We start from the raw sequence: 19,186 nt of genomic DNA, 5'->3' as shown, positions 1-19,186 counted from the left end.
AGAGCAACAAGGGACAGTGATTGAACTGTTCTTATTGCTCTCTTGGGTTGATGGTGCTATTCGAATTCAACCTTGCCAAGCGATTTTTTGGCCGGTCCTTCGATTACTTCCCCTTGATAGGAAAAGCGAGAGCCATGGCACGGGCAATCCCATGTTCTTTCCGCCTCGTTCCACCCGACTTCGCAGCCCATATGGGTGCAAGTTGTGTCGACTAGGTGCAATGCTCCTTGTAGGTCTCGATAAGCGCCCGCCCTTTTTCCATTCACCTGGATGACCGCCCCTTCGTCGTGCTGTAGTTCTTCGGCTTTTTTGTGGATCATCTCCAACTTTCCAGCAATCAAGTGTTTAGCCACATTCGCATTTTGTGTCACGAATGTTTTAATGTCAGGGTCCACATGAAACCTTGAAGGGGAGAAAAGATCCTGGTACGGGCTATCCTTTCTGGTTATCAGATTCGTATTTAATAAAGCTGCCGCGACACTTGTGGTCATTCCCCATTTTCTATAACCCGTAGCAACGAGGATGTTAGGGACGCTGGATAGCTCCTGCCCGATATAGGGGAGCTTGTCTAACGTATACAAGTCTTGGGCCGACCAACGATACATGATTTCCTTTAATCCAAATGTTTGCTCTGCGAACTTTTCTAAAGCTTCATAGTACTGGAAGGTGCAAATTCCTTGGCCCGTTTTGTGGCCTTCCCCACCGACGATGATCATCGGTTCTCCGTTTACCAGTACCGAGCGAAGCGAACGTTTCGGGGACTCAGCACTTAGATACATACCACCCGGATAGATTCTGTCGGTCTTGACGGCTAGTACATAAGAACGCTCGGCATGCAATCGTGCAAAATAAAGACCGTTTGGATCATTGAATGGAAAATGCGAGGAGGACACGACATGGTTGCAGGTAATTTTATTTCCATCGTTTGTTTTAATGATGGCAGGGTTTCCTTTTTCCACACCTACAACGGTGGTTTGCTCATAAATTTTCCCGCCCTGACGGATGACTTGATTTACCAAATACCTTAAGAAAGGAACCGGATTAAACTGGGCCTGGTTTTTCATCATAATAGCTGCTTTAGTTGAAAACGGCAGAGGCGTTTGTTCGACATAACTTCCCGGGATGCCAAGTTCCTCGTAGGCTTTATACTCGGTGGAGATCTTGTCCACATACGTATCTGCACATGTATAAACGTAGGCATCTTCTTCTGTAAATTGACAATCGATATTATACTCCTCTACCGTTTGTTTAATGAATTGAAGAGCGTTGTGGTTGGCTTCGTAATAGAGCCGGGTTTTCTCCTTACCAAAATGTGAGAGAAACTCGCCGTAGATCAAATCATGCTGCGCAGTAATTTTGGCGGTAGTATGGCCCGTTGTTCCATGAAGCATCCGCCCTGCGTCGACGACCGCGACGTTTAGTCCTTTTTTAGAAAGTAAATAAGCAGTGGTAATACCGGTGATCCCAGCACCGACAATGGCAACGTCCACCTGAATATCCCCACTAAGCTTGGGAAAACTGGGGATGTCAGTTGAAGCTAACCAATACGATTCCGGAAATTGCGGAAATTTTGTATGAGATTCATTTTGATCCATTATTACAACCGACCCCTTTGATTACACTTTATGTCTATTATTTCCATTGTAGGCTTCTATATTCACTAAACGACTCTCATTATGATAAATTGGCCTGTACCTTCCAGGCTTTTTTAACGTTGGCTTCCCATTCCTGAAAATCAAAAATTCACCTGAATAATTTGATATAGAGCGCGTCACGAGGCAACGCTTGACTTCAAGTTAACTTTAAGTAGTAACATAAAGGATGTAACGTGATGGGGCCAGAAAGGCGAACGACAAAATTCTTTCAATATAGGAGTGATGGACAATGAAAAAGAAACAACTGGGTAACAGCGACCTTCAAGTATCTGCACTGGGTCTGGGCTGCATGGGAATGTCCGAATATTATGGTGAGCTGGATGATCAGGAGTCGATCAAAACGCTTCATCGTGCGCTGGAGCTAGGAATAAACTTCTGGGATACTGCCGATACCTACGGTGTGGGGGAAAATGAAAAACTGATCAGTCAAGTTTTGCGGAACCACCGTGATGAGGTTGTATTGGCTACCAAATTTTCGATTATGCGCGGAGAAGATGGTGCATTTCTGGGTGTAAACGGCCGTCCTGAATATGTGAAGGAAGCGTGTGATCGCAGCCTGCAAAGACTGGGTGTAGATGTGATTGATTTGTACTACCAGCACCGTGTCGATCCGAATGTACCTATCGAAGAAACGGTGGGCGCGATGAGTGACTTGGTTCAGGCAGGAAAAGTCCGCTATCTGGGACTATCCGAAGCTTCTCCTGCGCTCATTCGACGTGCTCACAAGGTACACCCGATTACAGCCCTGCAAACGGAATATTCCTTATGGAGCCGGGAAGCGGAAGATGAGGTTATTCCGACGTGTAAGGAGCTGGGTATCGAATTCGTAGCTTATAGCCCGCTGGGACGCGGCTTTTTGAGCGGGGAAATCCAGAAGTTTGATGATTTTGCAGAAGACGATTTTCGTCGCTTAATGCCGCGTTTTCAGCCGGAGAACTTCCAGAAAAATCTGGATCTTGTGCAGCATGTTAAGGACCTTGCTGCTCAAAAAGGGATCAAGCCTTCTCAACTGGCCTTGGCTTGGCTGCTTGCGCAAGAGGGGATTGTTCCGATTCCAGGCACCAAACGGGTGAAGTATTTGGAGGAAAATGCAGGGGCAGTCGATATCACTTTATCCGCGCAGGAGATGGAAGCTATTAATGGGATCATTCCTGTAGGGATGGCAGCGGGCCTTCGTTATCCGGCAGAGCGGATGCCAAATTGGCAAGCAGAATAGTACCAACAACGTCATAACCCAAAAAGCCGTCCTCAACGCGGATCGGCGCGAAAGGCGGCTTTGCGGGCTTACATATACAGCTAAGGGCGTGGTTTGAAAATGCCGAAGGGACGTCCTACAGGCAGGAACGTACGGCCGAAGTGAGCATTCAGAACGGCGGCTCCTGTACCGTACAGCGAGAGCAGACCAATTCCCATTTCAGCATAAGCCGCGATGGTATGGAATACCTCAGGAGCAACACCGAATGCATCGAAGCTAAGACCGAGGAACAGAAAATCAATCAATACAAAGATAAAAAACAGAACCTTATGCGTCTCCATCGCTCCAATGGTCATGAATAGCGTGAAGATGAGATAGCCCGCAAAGGCAAAACCGAGCTGTTTACCGTCTACAGCAGAAGCCAGCTCAGGGCCGAATACGCCCATTTTAATCATCCAGCTACTAGCTACGGCTAACCAGAAGAAAGCGTAAGCGCCGAATGCCGTCATGCCAAAGGTGTTATTATGCTTTGCATCCTGAATGCAGGCAAACAGCTGTGCAAAGGCACCAAGGAAGATTGCCCAAGGGATGATGAAGCTCAAGCCTTCAGTGAGACCGAGCTTTTGGGATGAAGCCACAAGCGTTACAATAGCCAAGCCAAACAGACCGATCGCGCTCGGATCGGCCGTTACGATTTTTACGTTAGAATGAGATTCGTTTTGCATGAAAAAATAGAAGCCTCCAATAATGTTCAAGTACGCGCCAATCTGCCGATGCCAGAATCACACTGACATATTGTAACGGAAACAGAGGAACTAGCATAGTACATAATTCTACTACCGATTACGGTTGCCTGTATTCACATTATTGGTTACGGTATTGTGGCACCGTTATTAGGGATACGAATGCCAGCATACCGTCAGATTGATCCCACTGCCTCCACCCGAGTTGGTAATCTGGTTGTTCGTAATATTTACGTTGCAGAATTCACCTGCTGGAAAGCTTTCGTGTCCGGTAGCAATAGCATGTCCGTTATTCCGGTCAAATCGGCTGTTGGTAATCTCTGAATCTCTGGTTCTGCGAAGCAACGCTCCGATGGTCGTGTCACGAATCTCTACTCGATCCAGGGTGAAGTGCGAGACGGCCACATCTATAATAATACCGGTTCCTCCTATAGAACCTTGAATAACGAGAGCAATGACGGCTACCAGCAACAAGCTGAGCCTGGCCTTCCGATTAAAGATACTAGACATTTTAAAATTTTGTTTTCAGCTTGACCGGCGGAACCGATAATTAGCCAAGCAGCCGTGAGGCATATACCACCTGGCACGAGAGCAGGCTGCATCACTAGCGTCTTACTGGAAATAAAAGCTCCGCTACCTTCCCGGTCGCGGAGCTTTTGTGATTTGGCGACAGCCTATTTTCTGTGGTCCGAACCCCGAGCCTGGCCGAAAGGTTGTCACCTAGGGGTTTTCGTATTTATAACAAGCTGGGACATGCCGTTGTGTGACATGAATCTTGGTTTGTAGCAGAGGTAGCGGCCCACGCAGAAGGGGATCTGGATGCATATGCATACTGTATGCGCAAAAACCCAAAAAGATAAGAGGGATGACAAGTGCCCATTGGAAAAATGAAAAAGCATAAAGAAATGCTGCAACAGCCCGTTTTGCGTCCGCATTTACCTGAAACCCACTGGTTTACGGATTCAAGGACCTCGCGGATGCTGAATACCTATTCATCGGTCTTCATAAAACCTAATCACGGGAGTGGTGGCAGCGGGATCGTCCGGGTCAAGAGATTGAAAAAAGGATATGAGGTTCGTCGCGGTTCAAGTCGAAAGGTTGTTGGATCTCGTTTTGTCTTAAAAGCAATTAAGTCATACCGGAAACCCAGACACCGGTATTTGGTACAGAAAGGACTTCGGTTAGCTAAGTACCACGGGTCGATTTTTGACACGAGGATATACTTACAGAAGCCAAAGGGGAAATGGGTTATTTCCGGCGTGGCCGCCCGTGTCGCGGCACCTCATAAATATGTTACCAATTATCTTAAAGGAGGGCATGCAGTATCTTTGCATCGAGTGCTTTTCAGCCTTTTTAAGCACAACCGCACGAAAGCGGATGCCTATTTTCGTAAAATCTCCAAACTATCCGTCATCATTGCCAAAACGATCAATGAACGGCATCCGGTTCGCGAATTGGGGGTCGATATTGCCATAGATAAAAAAGGTCGTATTTGGATTATCGAGGCTAATTCACACCCCGGACATATGTTATTTACTCAAATTCCCGATCCTACTATGATCAACACGATCATGAGAAACAAGAGTCTTATACGAAAGTAGATTCCATGCACGTTATTTTTAAGGGAGAAGGAGTTAGTTTCAATGAAAAAAACAAAGCAGCTTAGAGACTTGGTCAATTCCCAAAAACCAGAGTTTATCATGGAAGCCCATAATGGTCTGTCGGCCAAAATTGTGGAGGAGGCGGGGTTTAAAGGAATTTGGGCCAGCGGGTTATCCATCTCTGCAGCGATGGGAGTAAGGGACAACAATGAGGCCTCCTGGACGCAAGTATTGGATGTTTTGGAATTCATGAGTGACGCTACCTCCATCCCGATTTTACTGGATGGAGATACGGGGTACGGCAACTTCAATAATGCAAGGCGGCTGGTGAAGAAACTGGAGCAGCGTCATATTGCGGGGGTATGCATCGAAGATAAGCGGTTCCCTAAAATGAATTCTTTCATTAACGGTCAAGGGCAGACTTTGGCTGATATCGAAGAGTTTTCCGGGAAAATTAAAGCGATGAAAGATACGCAAACGGACACGGATTTTACGGTGGTGGCCAGAGTAGAGGCGTTTATTGCCGGGAAAGGGCTTAAGGTGGCACTGCAGCGGGCGGAGGCGTACCGGAAGGCAGGAGCCGATGCCGTATTTATACACAGCAAAAGATCGGATGTCACAGAGATTGAAGCGTTCATGAAGGAATGGGCCGGAAGATTGCCGATAGTGATCGTGCCTACCAAATACTATACGACTCCAACCGTCAGGTTTCAGGAGATGGGGATTAGCCTCGTGATTTGGGCAAACCATAATTTGAGAGCATCCATTCAAGCAATGAAACAATTATCTGACCGAATTTATCGGGATGAAAGTCTTGTTCATATCGAAAAGGACGTCGCAACAATCGAAGAAGTATTCCGCCTTCAAGGGGTCGAAGAGCTGCAAGCTGCGGAACGGAAATACCTTCCATCGTCAGAACCGGATTCGGGTGGGCGCGTATAATGGACACGAAATTGTTAGGAGAAGAGCTGAAAAAACTAGGATTTACCTTTTTCAGCGGTGTTCCATGCTCCTTCTTGAAAAGCTTGATCAATTATGCCATAAACGAATGCGATTATGTTGCAGCGGCTAACGAAGGGGATGCGGTCGCCATTGCATCCGGAGCTTATATAGGGGGGAAGAAGTCGGTAGTCCTTATGCAAAATTCAGGGCTGACCAACGCTGTTTCGCCATTGACATCCCTTACTTACCCTTTTCGTATTCCGCTGCTTGGATTTGTCAGCCTGCGTGGAGAACCGGGGATACATGACGAGCCTCAGCATGAACTGATGGGCCAGATTACAACGCAAATGCTGGATTTGATGGATGTGGAATGGCAGTATCTCTCCAAGGATTTAGAGGAGGCCAAAAATCAGCTGATCCAGGCTAATGAGCAAATTGCCCGATATCGCCCGTTCTTTTTTGTCGTTAAGAAAGAGACTTTTGACAAAGAACCATTACAAAAACAGCAAACCTCCATTCATTTAAATCAGATCCGGCAGCATGGTCATGGGGACCACCAAATGCCTACGCGGTATGATGCATTAACTGCGATTAACTCTATGAAAGACAGTAATACCGTACAGCTCGCAACAACTGGTAAAACCGGGCGCGAACTTTATGAAATTGAAGATGCAGATAACAACTTGTACATGGTAGGTTCTATGGGATGCATCGGTTCTTTTGGACTGGGGTTGGCTCTGAGCCAATCAAGCAAAAATATCGTCGTGATTGACGGAGACGGATCTCTGTTGATGCGTATGGGGAGCCTGGCAACCAACGGTTACTACCATCCAGCCAATATGGTTCATATTCTGCTCGATAATAACGCCCATGAATCAACAGGCGGGCAAAGTACGGTATCTCATAATATTGATTTTATAGATATTGCTGCTTCCTGCGGGTATACAAAGTCGATTCTTGTTCACAGTCTCGAGGAACTGAAAGCCTTTTTACAAGAATGGAAATTAAATAAAAAACTTACATTTTTGTGCCTAAAAATATCCAAAGATTCCAAGAATCAGCTTGCTCGTCCGCATATGAAGCCTCACGAAGTAAAAGAACGTCTGGAGCGTTTCATTCATAACGATCCTTTGAAGGGCAAGGAAGTGGGTGGTTCATGAGTTCTTCCGTCAAGAAAAACATTTTGCTTACCCCTGGTCCGGCAACGACGACAGAAAGTGTGAAATGGTCACAGGTGGTTCCGGATATTTGTCCTCGTGAAGCCGAATTTGGCCAAATCATGGAATATATTTCTACAGAGCTTACCCGGCTGGTTGCAGACCCGGATCATTATGCGACCATATTGTTTGGCGGATCGGGTACTGCAGCGGTGGAATCCATCATCAGTTCGGTCCCGAATCACGATGCAGTGGTCATTGTCAGCAATGGAGCCTATGGAAAACGGATGTGCGAGATAGCGAAGGTTTATGGAGTGGACTATTTTGAATTCAAAAGTCCTCCCGATGATGCTATTGATTTGGCTGAATTAGAAAGATATATCCAATCCTCCGAACGCACCGTCTCCCATCTGGCCGTCGTACATCACGAGACGACAACGGGCCTGCTTAACAAGATAAAGGATATCGGAGAATTGTGCAAAAGGTATCAAATCGACATGATTGTGGATGCCATAAGCTCATTTGCGGCCATTCCAATTCAATTGAAGGAAATGAACATTGCCTACCTGGCGGCAAGCTCCAACAAAAACTTACAGGGAATGGCCGGGGTTTCGTTTGTGATAGCCGACAAAAGCAAATTGGAGAATTTGAAAGGCCAGAAACCAAGAAGCTATTATTTGAATTTGTATGCTCAATACCGCTATTTTGTGGAACATGGGCAGATGCGGTTTACTCCTCCAGTCCAAACCTTATATGCGCTTAAACAAGCGATTGAGGAATTAAAGCAAGAGGGGGTGGATAAAAGGTACGAAAGATACGCGACATCCTGGAAAACCTTAATTAACGGGTTAGCCCGGTTAGGTCTAAGCTATATCATTCCCGAAGAGCATCATTCCAAAATCATTACCTCCATTCTTGAACCTCATTGTGCAGGTTATGATTTTCAATCTATGCATGATTATTTTTACAGCAAAGGTATTATGATTTATCCCGGCAAGCTTGAGAAACTAAATACGTTCCGGATTGCCAATATAGGTGATATCACGTATAAGGAAATGGAGTTATTTTTGGAATGGCTTGAACGCTATCTCAGTAGCATAAAATGCGGATGAGAAAGGTGGAGTCCCCATGGCATCAGCAGCAAAAGATAAGTGGTACAAATATTTGTTATTGAGAAGACATGCGTCTCTGAGGTCTTACGTCCCCGAAACGAAGCTCCTGAAGAGGTATAATTTTTCGAAACTTCTCTCCAAGTACGGGCATGTTATCGTGAAACCGGTGTGGGGGAGTCGTGGACGGGGGATCTTTCAGGTCTCCTGGTTAGGAAACCATAAGTACATCGTACATTACGAGAATAAACAAGTTTTAGTACGGGGCAGAACCAATACGTATCATTATATTAGAAGAAAAATCGGGAACGCCAGTTATATGGTTCAACGCAGAATTACTCGTCCGACCATCCACAAACGCCCTTTTGATATGAGAGTCATCATTCAACGGAGAATCCACTCATCTGTATGGGTAGTCACAGGAAAGGTTATCAAAGTTGCAGGCAAAGGCTATATTGTTTCCAATAATACACGGAGTAAAGGGACATTGCTCAGCTTTAAATCCGGTATTAAACAATCTTCCGTTCGGCACCTGTCTGCCAGTGCATTAGAGTCCCATATTAATCGTGTTTCCATCCGTTCCGCGAAGAGATTAAGCGCCTTTTTTCCGGGACACCGTATATATGGACTGGACATTGGAATAGACCGGAAAGGACGTATCGGGATTATTGAAGCTAATCTTTATCCGGCAAGGTCTCATTTCCGTAAGCTGAAGGATAAAACGATGTATTACCGCATTACGGATTACAAAAACGGTTGACAGAAAATGAAAAGGTGGCTCTGTATTCATCAGGGTCATCTTTTTTTCATACTATTTTCTAAGTCGGGCATTTTAGTCATGGGGCAAGGATTATTGAATGGTGTTACATCGGGATTTGTGATAATATTTACACTTATATAAAACGAGGAAGTGACATAGTGATAAACATAACGATTCCAACCCCGGACATCACGATTACCAAACAGGTTAACCCTGAACTGAGCCATATTTACGGATTTACAGATTTCCACCTGATTCCCAGAGATAAGAGCGGTATTTTTATGTTTTACAACGCACAGAAGGAATTGTTGTTCGTTGGTAAAGCAAGAAAGCTGAGACAAAGAATCAAAAAGCATTTTGAAGACACCGTATCGCCGATGAAGGACAAGCGGAACGAAGTGGCGATTATTGAAGTTTGTATTGTAGAAGATGCGGTAGAGCGAGAAATCTATGAAACCTACATCATCAATTCACAAAAGGCTAAATATAACGTCGAAAAAGTGTTTTTCAAGTAATGAAAGTAATCTCCGTATGAAAAAAAGAGCAATAAGTCGCAGTGATTGCACTGTCCTTATTGCTCTTTTATATTAGTGTATGTAGATCCTTCCAGAGAGGGTGCCATGGTATGAACAAAACAGACCGCCTGCTAGCCATCTTGCTAGAGTTGCAGCGTAAGGATATTTTACGAGCCGAGGATTTGGCGGCCATATTCGAAACGAGTGTGAGAACCATCTATCGGGATATTCAGGCACTAAGCGAATCGGGTGTACCGATTGTAGGCGCACCCGGCATTGGATATTCCCTGATGGAGGGATATTTTTTGCCCCCGGTGAGCTTTAGCGTGGAAGAAGCCGTGGCGTTGCTAATCGGGACAGATTTTGTCGAACAAAAATTTGATACAGATTACGGCATCAAGGCGCAGGCTTCTCGCAGAAAGATTGAAGCTATTTTACCGGAGAGTGTTCGCAAGGAAGTTTCCCGGGTGCGTACGACCATCAGACTGCTCGCGGTGGGTGAAGGGGCAAGCCGTAGAGAGAAAACCTATTTGGAAACGCTGCGTCTCGCTATTTTGGAAAAACGGAAGGTACGGTTCGGCTACTCCAAAAGAATGCCAGAGTCTGACGGGAATCGTCAAAGTGTGCGTGTGGTCGCCCCCTATGGTCTTGTACTGATTCGTGGTTCGTGGGTTTTGATTGGGCAGTGCGAATTGCGGCAGCAGTTCCGCCATTTCCGTTTGTCACGTATGGACGAGCTTATCGTGCTGGAGGACAGGTTTCAGTTGCCTGTCGATTTTAATTTGCAGAATTACAAGCAAACCGATGACCGTCATGTAAGTGTTCGCGTACTAGCCCGTTCAGATATCGCAGATAAAGTGAAGGAAGCGAACAATTTTTACATGGAGGCCATAGAGGAGCGTGTAGATGGATTGCATGTACTCTTCCGCGTTAGACAGCCGGAGGAATTACTGCAATGGATACTTGGATGGGGCGCGGATGTGGTCGTGCTGGAGCCTGAATCTCTCCGGGACCGGGTACGTGCAGAAGCCGAAAAAATGTTGAAATGCTACTGACATAATGCTGTCAGTAGCATTTTTGTATAGTAAAGCTACTTGAAGGAGAGGGGCAGTTACTAATATATGAATACAACAACCGAAACATTGCAGCGTTTTGAAGAAACGGTACAACACTATCTTCTTGAATTGGACAGCTTTAGCTTGGAGCAATTGCAGTACAAGCCACAGGAGGGCGAATGGTCACTTGGACAAATGTACCTTCATTTGGTGAATTCGGCTCTTTATATGCATCTTAAGAACATTGATCTTTGTCTAAAGCCAGATGGAGAGATAGGGGCTAAAACGGAGGCAGGAACGGCCATTTTTGATCTGGGAGGCTTTCCGCCCGTGCGTATCCAGGTCCCGCCATCCCCACAATACACTCCCCCGCAACCGACTGGCAAAGAAGAAATTGTAGAGGGATTGAACGCGGTAATCCGCAAAATGAGAGAGCTTGAGCCGATCGTTGGGAAAACAACAGGGAAGTCTACCGTTTCTCATCCCAGTTTCGGCGCGTTGAATGCTGGAGAGTGGTTTACGCTCATCGAGATGCATTATCGCCATCATCTTTTGCAGAAGGAGCGCTTGAAGCACGCAATAGCCGATTAATCGTCTCCCGGCGCAGCCCGATGAACTGGCCGATTTCCTCCTGCGTCAGCACGTCCGTTAACGTTGCGGGTGCGATGTAGGAGTGGAACCAGCGTTGAAGCTTCCGAAGCTTCTCGGCAGGTGACACCTCGGTGAGCTGGTCAATTCGTTGCTGCATCATGCGTAATTTATCCTGTAGCTGCAAAGCGATAGCCCGACATTGAGACGGGTCTTGCTCCAGTACCAGATACCATTCCTTTTGCGACAGAACTTCAACCTCAGAGGTTACCAGCGCCACCGCTGTACCATAATAAGGATTGGGACTGATCAGGGAGTGGTGCGGGATGATTTCATCGGGCACAATCACATTAACTAAAATTTGCGAGCCATCTTCATGGACTCGGATAATTTTTAACAGGCCGCTCTTTAAGTGATATAGAGGGCCGGATTCCCCCTGCCGAAACAGGGTCTCGCCTTTGTGTAATATCATGAGCGTGAACAGCCTCCATTTCATGTATTCCAGCTTTTAAATGAATCCGCCGTTGACGCGAATTGTCTGTCCGGTAACCCACTGTGATTTGGCGCTGACCAGGAACTCAATCACATCAGCGATATCTTCCGGTTCACCGAGACGACCCATCGCATTCATTGTTTTCATGCCTTCGATCTGTTGCTCGGTTTTTCCTGCTTGAAAAAGCTCGGTGTTCACGGGACCGGGAGCCACGGCGTTGATCGTAATTTGTTTACTCCCGAATTCTTTCGCAAGCTGGCGGGTAAATTGCTCCACCGCGCCTTTCGTACCCGCGTATACGCTATAGGTCGGAAACATTTGTCCGAGGACGGACGTAGACAGGTTCACGATTCTTCCGTAGTTTTCCATATATTTCATCGCTTGCTGACAGGCAAAGAAAGTCCCTTTTACATTCAGTGCGAATTGTTTGTCAAAATCAGCTTCGGTCACCTCAGCCAGAGGTTTGGTGATCATCAGCCCAGCGTTGTTAACCAGAATATCCACTTTGCCGAATTCAGCAATCGTATTTGTAAATAATGCTTCAATATCACTCATCTTGCCCAGATCAGCGTGGAGCGCTATGGCTTTTCCGCCTTTTTGAATAATGCCCTCCACGACTTCTTTGGCTTTGTCCGGACTGCTGGCATAATTGATGACTACATTAGCACCCAGATCAGCCAGTTGCTCGGCAATAGCACGTCCAATTCCTCTGGAGGAACCGGTGATAATCGCTATTTTCCCGTCCAAATGTTTCATAGGTATTTAACCCTCTTTCTATAATTTTTTAAGAGATTCCATTTTCTAAAAGCATCCACACATCCGAAAACTCCTGATCAATCGCAGGACTCTTCCATTCGTAAGCATGAGCAGGATGATGAAAACGGGCTGTGGCATAGAAAAGGGTACGCGCCAGTTGGGCTGGCTGATCCGACGTGATGTCCCCGTGTGCAATGATGTCAGCGAGCTGATTCACAATGTGGGCGATATGCTGGTCGATTAAATCAGCGGCTTGCTCGGTGACCCGGGTATACATCTCGAACATTTCCTCGTCATCGCGGGCATAATACTGCTTGAGTTCGACCAAGGTCTGTATATATCGTTTTAAACGCGGCGCTCCCAGCAGGGATGAATCCTGACATACCTCCGTTAATGGAGCGATAATCTTATCATTCAGCCATTTTTCGGTCACGCCTTCAAGAAGCTCGGCTTTACTTTTAAAGTGTCGGTAAATGGTGCCATGACTTACTCCCAATACTTTGGCAACATCGGTCACGGAGGTTTTGGCTACACCAAAACGTCTAAGTGTGTCTTCTGTAGCGATGAGAATCTGTTCCTTGGTTAAAATATCTGAGGATTTTTCCATAGAGACACGGTCAAGTTGCCGTGTGAGTCACCTCCTTGAAGTCAGGATAACACAAAGAGAATCAAATGACAAATATTTGTTTTTGTCATTTGATTCTCTTTTCTGAAATAATCCAAAGAAGTGAACGGAAAAACTACAATAGCGATTCGATGACAGGATCAATGGCACAGGGCTCCGTTGTTACTTCAAACCTTCCTTTTACATGGCCATCGCGATCGACCAAGAATTTAGAAAAATTCCACTTGATACCGTCGCCAGCGTATATTTCCGGATACTTATCCCGCAGGAAATCCTCCATCCATTGACCGTCCTTGGTCTGGGTATCGAAGCCTTGAAACGGTGCTTGTTGGGTCAGATATTGAAATAAAGGATGAGGAGATGGGCCCCTTACATCCGTTTTCTCAAATAGCGGGAATGTTACTCCATGGTTAATTTGGCAGAATTCCTGAACCTCCGAATGGCTACCCGGCTCTTTTTCATTGAATTGGTTACAAGGAAACGCAAGGATTTCAAAACCTTGTTCCCTCCGTCTTTCGTAGAGCTTCTGCAGATCAGCGAATTGACGGGAAAAGCTACATTTGCTGGCTGTGTTTACGATGAGGAGAACTTTTCCTCTATACGTTGAGAATTCAATCGGTTCTCCGTAAATTGAGGTTGCTTGAAAATCATAAATGGACATGTTAACGTTCCCCCTCACGGTATTTTTAATATATCATATATCCAAAGTTGCTATTGGTCTAATATATAATTGAAATCGAACTTATAGGTATATGCAATAATTACGCCGTGTAATGAACACTTTGCGCATCTCTATCTTGAATCAAAGAAGGTAGGATAGGAGAGATTTGCCTCTTTCATAGCAAACTGTGGCATTCGCCGTTACCAAGATAGAATCTAGATGCATATTCATGTAATGCGTGCAAAAACCCAAAAGAATAGGGGGATATTCGTGCCCATTGGAAAAATGATTCAATATAAGGAAATGCGACAACATCCCGTTTTAAGTTCTCATTTGCCGGAAACTCGTTGGATTAGCAAGGCAAGGACTTTGCGCATGCTGGATGCCTATCGGACGGTTTTCATTAAGCCTAATTACGGAAGCGGAGGGACTGGCATCATACGGGCAAAAAAGCTGGGGAGGAAGTATGAGATTCGTTGCGGCTCCAGTCGAAGAATTGTCAGATCCCGAGCGGTTAGGAGAGCGATCAGAACCTATCGGAGGCCTCATCGCCGTTATTTGGTACAGCAAGGACTTCGGTTAGCGAAGTACCAAGGCTCTATTTTTGACGCCAGAGTGTACATGCAGAAGCCGGAATCAGAATGGATCATTTCAGGGATAACCGGGCGTGTGGCAGCCCCATCCAAAGTCGTGACCAATTACCGGAAAGGGGGACATGCGGCTCCGATATCCAAAGTGCTTTTAAGGGTTTTTAAAAATGACAGAACGAAAATGAGAAGTACGCTGGATCAGATCATCGAACTTTCCAAAATCATTGCCGACACGATGGGGCAAAACCATTCGGTTCGCGAGTTGGGCATTGACTTGGCTATTGAGAAGAGCGGCCAGATCTGGATTATCGAGGCCAATCCGCACCCCGGACATATGCTGTTCACGCAACTCCCCAATCATAAGATGATTCGTAACATTTTGAAGAACAAGCGTCTGATTAAAAAACATTAGTATAGAGTTGCTCAAGCGCGTTGGAATCTCATTAATCAAAAACCAGTCGAAGCACATTAATAAAACAGATAAAGTGTTTAGAGTCTAGATTCGGAAAATAAAGTTGTAGACTAACCATTAATAAGCCGTTTCAGAACATCCTGGGTCTTTTCCACAACGCCCGTCACACTTAAGAAATCGCTCTATGCATACAACAAAAAATCTTCCGCATGGGCGCACCTCTGACGGAGTCTACAACTTTATTTTTTAGAATAATCCCAGTTTGCAGTACGGACACCTTCTCCTAGATATCCAGTCTAATACTTTATTTTTTACTGACATCTATTTCAAATTCTCGTTATTCTCAAATAAAAAATGGTTAACGATGTGCATTTAATCGCGCAGCATCGCATGTTATAATAGCCTCACTAATGGAAGAAGAGGGGAAAAATGAATAAAGAGACATTTGAAAAAAAGCTATTCTATTTGGATGGCCTTAGGGGCCTCGCGGCATTTGCCGTGGTTATTTCGCACTACATACAAGTATTTTATCCAGCTGCGTTAACTGGAAGATCGCAACAAGCTCATTTTGAATGGGATATCTGGTACGGACATTCTCCGATTAATTTATTTTATAATGGACAATTTGCCGTTTGTTTGTTTTTTGTGCTAAGTGGTTATGTGCTCAGTGTCAAAATGTTTGAAAAAGAGCTCGATAGTGAGACCTTTCTAAAATTGTTGCATTCCAGCGCCCTACGAAGGTACATTCGGCTTGCCGTGCCGGCAGCGGTATCCGTATTGCTTGTGTATCTAGCAATTATTACGAATGCCTTTTATCTCCAAGATATATGGGGAACAACATGGACGGATATGAAAAAGAACTATTACGCTTTAGATACAAATATATATACCGTTATCAAGGCTGCTATTTTTGATCCGTTTTTCCATTTTGAAGCACATCCTTACAATCCAGTCCTTTGGACAATGAGCTATGAGCTATTAGGTTCTTTTTTGATATTCGGTTTTCTTGCTTTATTTGGACGAGTAAAAAAAAGATGGATTGTGTATGTGGTCTTATCCATTGCTTTTATTCAAACCTATTTTGTCGCTTTTTTGTGGGGAATGCTGCTTGCTGATTTGCTCAAGCACAAATGGGTCCAAAGTAAAATAATGAAAGTACTTGTGCTTTTAGTGGGGATTTACTTAGGTTCGGCGCCTTATACTTCATTAATGGGGACTATGTATGAACCTATAGAAGTGTGGACAAAAAATATCAATGAATGGATTCAATTTGACATCGACCCACGACTTCTTGCACGAACCCTGGGTTCTGCTATGATTTTGTTTGCTCTGATTCGTTCAAAAGTGCTGCAGCATGTGTTTGGATGGAGACCTTTTGTTTATTTAGGACAGATTTCATTTTCCCTTTACCTCATTCATTTCACTTTCCTAAATACGTTCTCCGCGTTCCTGTTTAGTAAAGTAATTCATTTTTTAAATTATAATCTTGCCTATGCAATTACGTTTCTGGTTTCCATGGTGCCCTTATTTATTTTGTCGCATTATTATATGAAATATATTGATCAAGGTGCATTAAAACTAGCTCGAAAAGTTGAAAAAAAGATGACCGCTTACAAAAAACGCAGAGTTGAAACCAACAATACTGCGTTTTTTGGTGGTAGATTACCTACTTTTGTATGGAAACTACAGGGAAATCATTATAGAGACATAGAGGGAAATAGTAAAAATAAAGCTCATTCTAGACCTTCAGAGCAAAGAACTTCAAAAAAGCGATTCAATGAGCGTGAACTTGTTGACAAGGATCTCGTCGAAAAATGTAGTCTCGTTTTTTAAGAGAAATTTTTTGAAAAAGTGGAAGTGAAATTAGATCCTAGTACATAAGGGAATAATGTCGTTAAATGTCGTATAATTGGTTATTTGGTATAATATACCTGTCATGTTATGATATTAGCGTATTCAAAAAATTATAATTATATTGAGAGGAAGTTATGAGAATGACAAACAAATTTATGAAGATTATTGGTGTTAGTGCATTATCTATTTCTCTTATTACTGGGGTTGCTGGTGCTGTTTCGGCAAATGAAAATACAGCATCCAAAGAAGGAAATGAAGCCATTGGAATTTTTGCAATCCAAAATAATACACTAGATTGGAATTTATCAAATAATACTACTGCAGACCCATCTACTTCATGGACAGTACAGAGTGGATATCCACATATTAACATGTATGTAAAAAATACAGGGGCAAAATCTTTTAGAGTTGAAGTAAAGCATAATACTAAGGGTACAATCATCTTTAATAAAACTATTGCAGCAGATGGAGTAGGAGTAAATTTCATAAATAATGATAGTAATCCACTTGTTCCTTCAGGTACATACACAGTGACTATTTACGGTGGATCAGGTGTGCCAAAAGGAACAGTTATACTTAAAGCTTCTAACACTCCTTGGTAAGCGTTATAATCTTGCAATGGGGCTGTCCCAAAAGTCATAAATAATGACTGAGGGCCAGCCCCTTTCTCATTTTTGTAAAACAAAAAGAAACCTTTCCTTGGTAAAATGGAGGTACCACCCACCCAACCACATACCAAAAGGAGAGGTTTCTTTGTACATCCAATATAGCATGGACCAACTTTACTTGCCAATGAGTTTAGAGGAAGATATTCCAGAAAATCATCTTGTCCGTTTAATGAACGAAGCTGTGAATCGGATTGACGACAATATTTTCGCTTCAGTGTATCCTGGGGGATGGCCGGGATAGCTATCATCCTAAAATGCTCACAAAAATCATCATCTACGCCTACTCCCAGCGTATTTACTCATCCCATCAAATTGCAAAATCAGTTCGCGAGCAGATCCCATTCATGTGGTTAGCTGCACGGCAAAGACCAGATTTCCGAACCATCAATCGTTTCCGTTCTGAACGTATGAAAGATGTTCTAGAGCATATCTTTACAGGTGTTCTTCAACTTCTCGTAGAGTCAGGTCATGTGAAATTGGAGCACTACTTTGTCGACGGCACAAAAATCGAAGCGAATGCTAACAAGTACACATTCGTTTGGGGAAAGGCTGTTGTGAAATTTAAAGATCATTTACAGAAGAAAGTTCACCCCCTTTTTGCAACGATTAAAGAAGCAGAACGGCAGGAAAATGCTGAACTTGTTAATTAGGATCTGCTTGAGTTAGGCGAATCCAGTTCCATCACGAGTGAAAACTGGAACGAGCTGTGCAGCAACTCGAAAGTACATTACAGGAGAATCCTAAAGATAAACCGCTGAAAAAAGCGGTTCGTTTGGTGCGTAAAAATTTGTTGCCGCGCCTACAAAAGTACGAGCAGCAACAAGGAATTCTAGGTGACGGAAACAGCTACAGTAATACCGATCATGCCGTGACCTTCATGCTAATGAAGGAAGATCATATGCGTAATGGACAACTGAAACCAGGCTAAAATGTATAAATCGGAAAAGATGTCATAAGAAAATAAAGTGTTAGGCTGGTTCTGTTTTATCAAGCTATGATGGCTTATTAGCGAAATGTGCTAATTATCTCTAATATATTGCATATTAATTCGTTATATAGTATATTTATTCAATTATATTAAGAGGGGGAGTTAACATGTCATTTATCGTAAGAAATGCTGAACCTAACGATGTAAATGGTTTGACGGAGTTAATGTATGAGTATATTGTTGGTTTTTATAAGAATCCCGCACCGGCTGCTGAAAAAATACATAATTTGATTTTTAACCTTTTCGAGAAGCAAGCAGGTATACAGTTCGTAGTAGAGCAGGAAGGGGAGCTTGTTGGCTTCGCTACATTATACTTTGCTTTCAGCACAATGAGAGCAGATAAAATCACCATCATGAACGATCTCTTTGTCAGGGAGCCATACAGAGATACAGAGGTGGAATCCCAACTGTTTTTGGAATGCCGACGTTACTCACAAGAGCATGGGTATGCGTACATGTCCTGGATCACGGGGCCTAGCAATCAGCGGGCGCAACGTTTCTTTGAAGAAAAGGGCGCCGTCCAGGCAGAATGGGTTAACTATTCCATTATCTAAGTCAGGGGTTCTTGGTGATTCGATGAAACAAATTAGCAGCCGATTTTCGATTGCAGTGCATACCATGTCCATGATTACTTTACACCCATCGTTATGTACAGACGATTACATTGCCACAAGCGTCAACAGTAATCCTGTTATCATACGCAAAACCATTGCGCAGTTATGATCTATAAATCCCACAATGCGCTGTAAATCGGCTATTTGTCGATCACTTTTTGACGGTAGTTTTGTAACAGAGCATTTACTTCCGGAACGCTTGTTA

General features: G+C 44.1%; 20 protein-coding genes and 2 pseudogenes. 15 read left to right on the top strand and 7 right to left on the bottom strand.

Going from position 1 to position 19,186, the window contains the following annotated elements; all coding sequences use genetic code 11:
• Positions 1-56: 56 nt before the first annotated feature.
• Positions 57-1,595 (bottom strand): FAD-dependent oxidoreductase, encoded by a 1,539-nt coding sequence (locus AC0WRU_RS24415; protein WP_476126658.1) that lies wholly within the window; start codon positions 1,593-1,595, stop codon positions 57-59.
• A gap of 289 nt (positions 1,596-1,884) precedes the next feature.
• Here AC0WRU_RS24415 and AC0WRU_RS24410 point away from each other — a divergent pair, with 289 nt between their 5' ends.
• Positions 1,885-2,871: an aldo/keto reductase gene (locus AC0WRU_RS24410; protein ID WP_476126657.1), complete on the top strand. Its 987-nt coding sequence runs from the start codon at positions 1,885-1,887 to the stop codon at positions 2,869-2,871.
• 80 nt (positions 2,872-2,951) lie between these two features.
• Here the strand turns inward: AC0WRU_RS24410 and AC0WRU_RS24405 are convergent, their stop codons facing one another.
• Positions 2,952-3,575, bottom strand: coding sequence for an acetate uptake transporter (locus AC0WRU_RS24405; RefSeq protein ID WP_134911856.1), 624 nt, complete (start codon positions 3,573-3,575; stop codon positions 2,952-2,954).
• A 168-nt stretch (positions 3,576-3,743) separates the two neighbouring features.
• A complete protein-coding gene (locus AC0WRU_RS24400; protein WP_476126656.1) occupies positions 3,744-4,067 on the bottom strand; it encodes a hypothetical protein in 324 nt (107 codons plus the stop codon).
• A gap of 398 nt (positions 4,068-4,465) precedes the next feature.
• On the opposite strand from AC0WRU_RS24400, the gene AC0WRU_RS24395 reads away from it, so the two are divergent.
• The 8 genes from AC0WRU_RS24395 to AC0WRU_RS24360 all read left to right on the top strand — a co-directional run bounded on the left by AC0WRU_RS24395 (position 4,466) and on the right by AC0WRU_RS24360 (position 11,323).
• The gene (locus AC0WRU_RS24395; RefSeq protein WP_476126655.1) at positions 4,466-5,194 is read left to right on the top strand and encodes a YheC/YheD family protein; all 729 of its coding nucleotides are present in this window, start codon (positions 4,466-4,468) and stop codon (positions 5,192-5,194) included.
• Positions 5,195-5,236: 42 nt separating this feature from the next.
• The gene (gene aepX / locus AC0WRU_RS24390; RefSeq protein WP_476126654.1) at positions 5,237-6,136 is read left to right on the top strand and encodes a phosphoenolpyruvate mutase; all 900 of its coding nucleotides are present in this window, start codon (positions 5,237-5,239) and stop codon (positions 6,134-6,136) included.
• Complete coding sequence (aepY, locus tag AC0WRU_RS24385) at positions 6,136-7,296, top strand: phosphonopyruvate decarboxylase (protein ID WP_476126653.1); 1,161 nt, start codon at positions 6,136-6,138, stop codon at positions 7,294-7,296. Before aepX ends, aepY begins: the two co-directional genes overlap by 1 nt.
• A complete protein-coding gene (locus AC0WRU_RS24380) occupies positions 7,293-8,405 on the top strand; it encodes a 2-aminoethylphosphonate aminotransferase (RefSeq protein ID WP_476126652.1) in 1,113 nt (370 codons plus the stop codon). Before aepY ends, AC0WRU_RS24380 begins: the two co-directional genes overlap by 4 nt.
• A 16-nt stretch (positions 8,406-8,421) precedes the next feature.
• On the top strand, positions 8,422-9,162 hold the full coding sequence (locus AC0WRU_RS24375) for a YheC/YheD family protein (RefSeq protein WP_476126651.1): 741 nt from the start codon (positions 8,422-8,424) through the stop codon (positions 9,160-9,162).
• Positions 9,163-9,320: 158 nt separating this feature from the next.
• On the top strand, positions 9,321-9,677 hold the full coding sequence (locus AC0WRU_RS24370; protein WP_476126650.1) for a nucleotide excision repair endonuclease: 357 nt from the start codon (positions 9,321-9,323) through the stop codon (positions 9,675-9,677).
• 110 nt (positions 9,678-9,787) lie between these two features.
• Positions 9,788-10,732, top strand: coding sequence for a helix-turn-helix transcriptional regulator (locus AC0WRU_RS24365; RefSeq protein WP_476126649.1), 945 nt, complete (start codon positions 9,788-9,790; stop codon positions 10,730-10,732).
• 66 nt (positions 10,733-10,798) lie between these two features.
• On the top strand, positions 10,799-11,323 hold the full coding sequence (locus AC0WRU_RS24360) for a DinB family protein (RefSeq protein ID WP_476126648.1): 525 nt from the start codon (positions 10,799-10,801) through the stop codon (positions 11,321-11,323).
• On the opposite strand, the gene AC0WRU_RS24355 is transcribed toward AC0WRU_RS24360, so the two are convergent.
• From AC0WRU_RS24355 to AC0WRU_RS24340, 4 genes are all read right to left on the bottom strand, one after another.
• On the bottom strand, positions 11,256-11,792 hold the full coding sequence (locus tag AC0WRU_RS24355) for a Crp/Fnr family transcriptional regulator (RefSeq protein ID WP_025686212.1): 537 nt from the start codon (positions 11,790-11,792) through the stop codon (positions 11,256-11,258). The genes AC0WRU_RS24360 and AC0WRU_RS24355 overlap by 68 nt on opposite strands.
• A 36-nt stretch (positions 11,793-11,828) precedes the next feature.
• Complete coding sequence (locus AC0WRU_RS24350) at positions 11,829-12,569, bottom strand: SDR family oxidoreductase (protein ID WP_476126647.1); 741 nt, start codon at positions 12,567-12,569, stop codon at positions 11,829-11,831.
• Between the two features lie 28 nt (positions 12,570-12,597).
• A complete protein-coding gene (locus AC0WRU_RS24345) occupies positions 12,598-13,176 on the bottom strand; it encodes a TetR/AcrR family transcriptional regulator (RefSeq protein WP_476126646.1) in 579 nt (192 codons plus the stop codon).
• 133 nt (positions 13,177-13,309) lie between these two features.
• Entirely contained in the window at positions 13,310-13,855 is a 546-nt protein-coding gene (locus AC0WRU_RS24340) for a glutathione peroxidase (RefSeq protein ID WP_476126645.1), read from the bottom strand.
• A 270-nt stretch (positions 13,856-14,125) separates the two neighbouring features.
• On the opposite strand from AC0WRU_RS24340, the gene AC0WRU_RS24335 reads away from it, so the two are divergent.
• The 6 genes and pseudogenes from AC0WRU_RS24335 to AC0WRU_RS24310 all read left to right on the top strand — a co-directional run.
• Entirely contained in the window at positions 14,126-14,857 is a 732-nt protein-coding gene (locus AC0WRU_RS24335; protein ID WP_476126644.1) for a YheC/YheD family protein, read from the top strand.
• A 429-nt stretch (positions 14,858-15,286) separates the two neighbouring features.
• Positions 15,287-16,690 carry an acyltransferase family protein gene (locus AC0WRU_RS24330; protein ID WP_476126643.1) on the top strand — a complete coding sequence of 468 codons (1,404 nt, stop codon included), beginning with the start codon at positions 15,287-15,289 and terminating at the stop codon, positions 16,688-16,690.
• A 161-nt stretch (positions 16,691-16,851) separates the two neighbouring features.
• Positions 16,852-17,313 (top strand): hypothetical protein, encoded by a 462-nt coding sequence (locus AC0WRU_RS24325; protein ID WP_476126642.1) that lies wholly within the window; start codon positions 16,852-16,854, stop codon positions 17,311-17,313.
• Positions 17,314-17,464: 151 nt separating this feature from the next.
• Positions 17,465-18,304: pseudogene (locus AC0WRU_RS24320) on the top strand (transposase); the annotation flags it as partial.
• 170 nt (positions 18,305-18,474) lie between these two features.
• A complete protein-coding gene (locus tag AC0WRU_RS24315; RefSeq protein WP_476126641.1) occupies positions 18,475-18,921 on the top strand; it encodes an N-acetyltransferase family protein in 447 nt (148 codons plus the stop codon).
• Between the two features lie 22 nt (positions 18,922-18,943).
• Positions 18,944-19,087 (top strand): annotated as a pseudogene (locus tag AC0WRU_RS24310) (Rrf2 family transcriptional regulator); the annotation flags it as partial.
• Between the last annotated feature and the right edge of the window lie 99 nt (positions 19,088-19,186).

It is taken from the genome of Paenibacillus sp. 1-8, from assembly GCF_056316205.1.
Note: the sequence above shows the minus strand (reverse complement) of the source record. Positions and strands in the feature narration are given on the sequence as shown.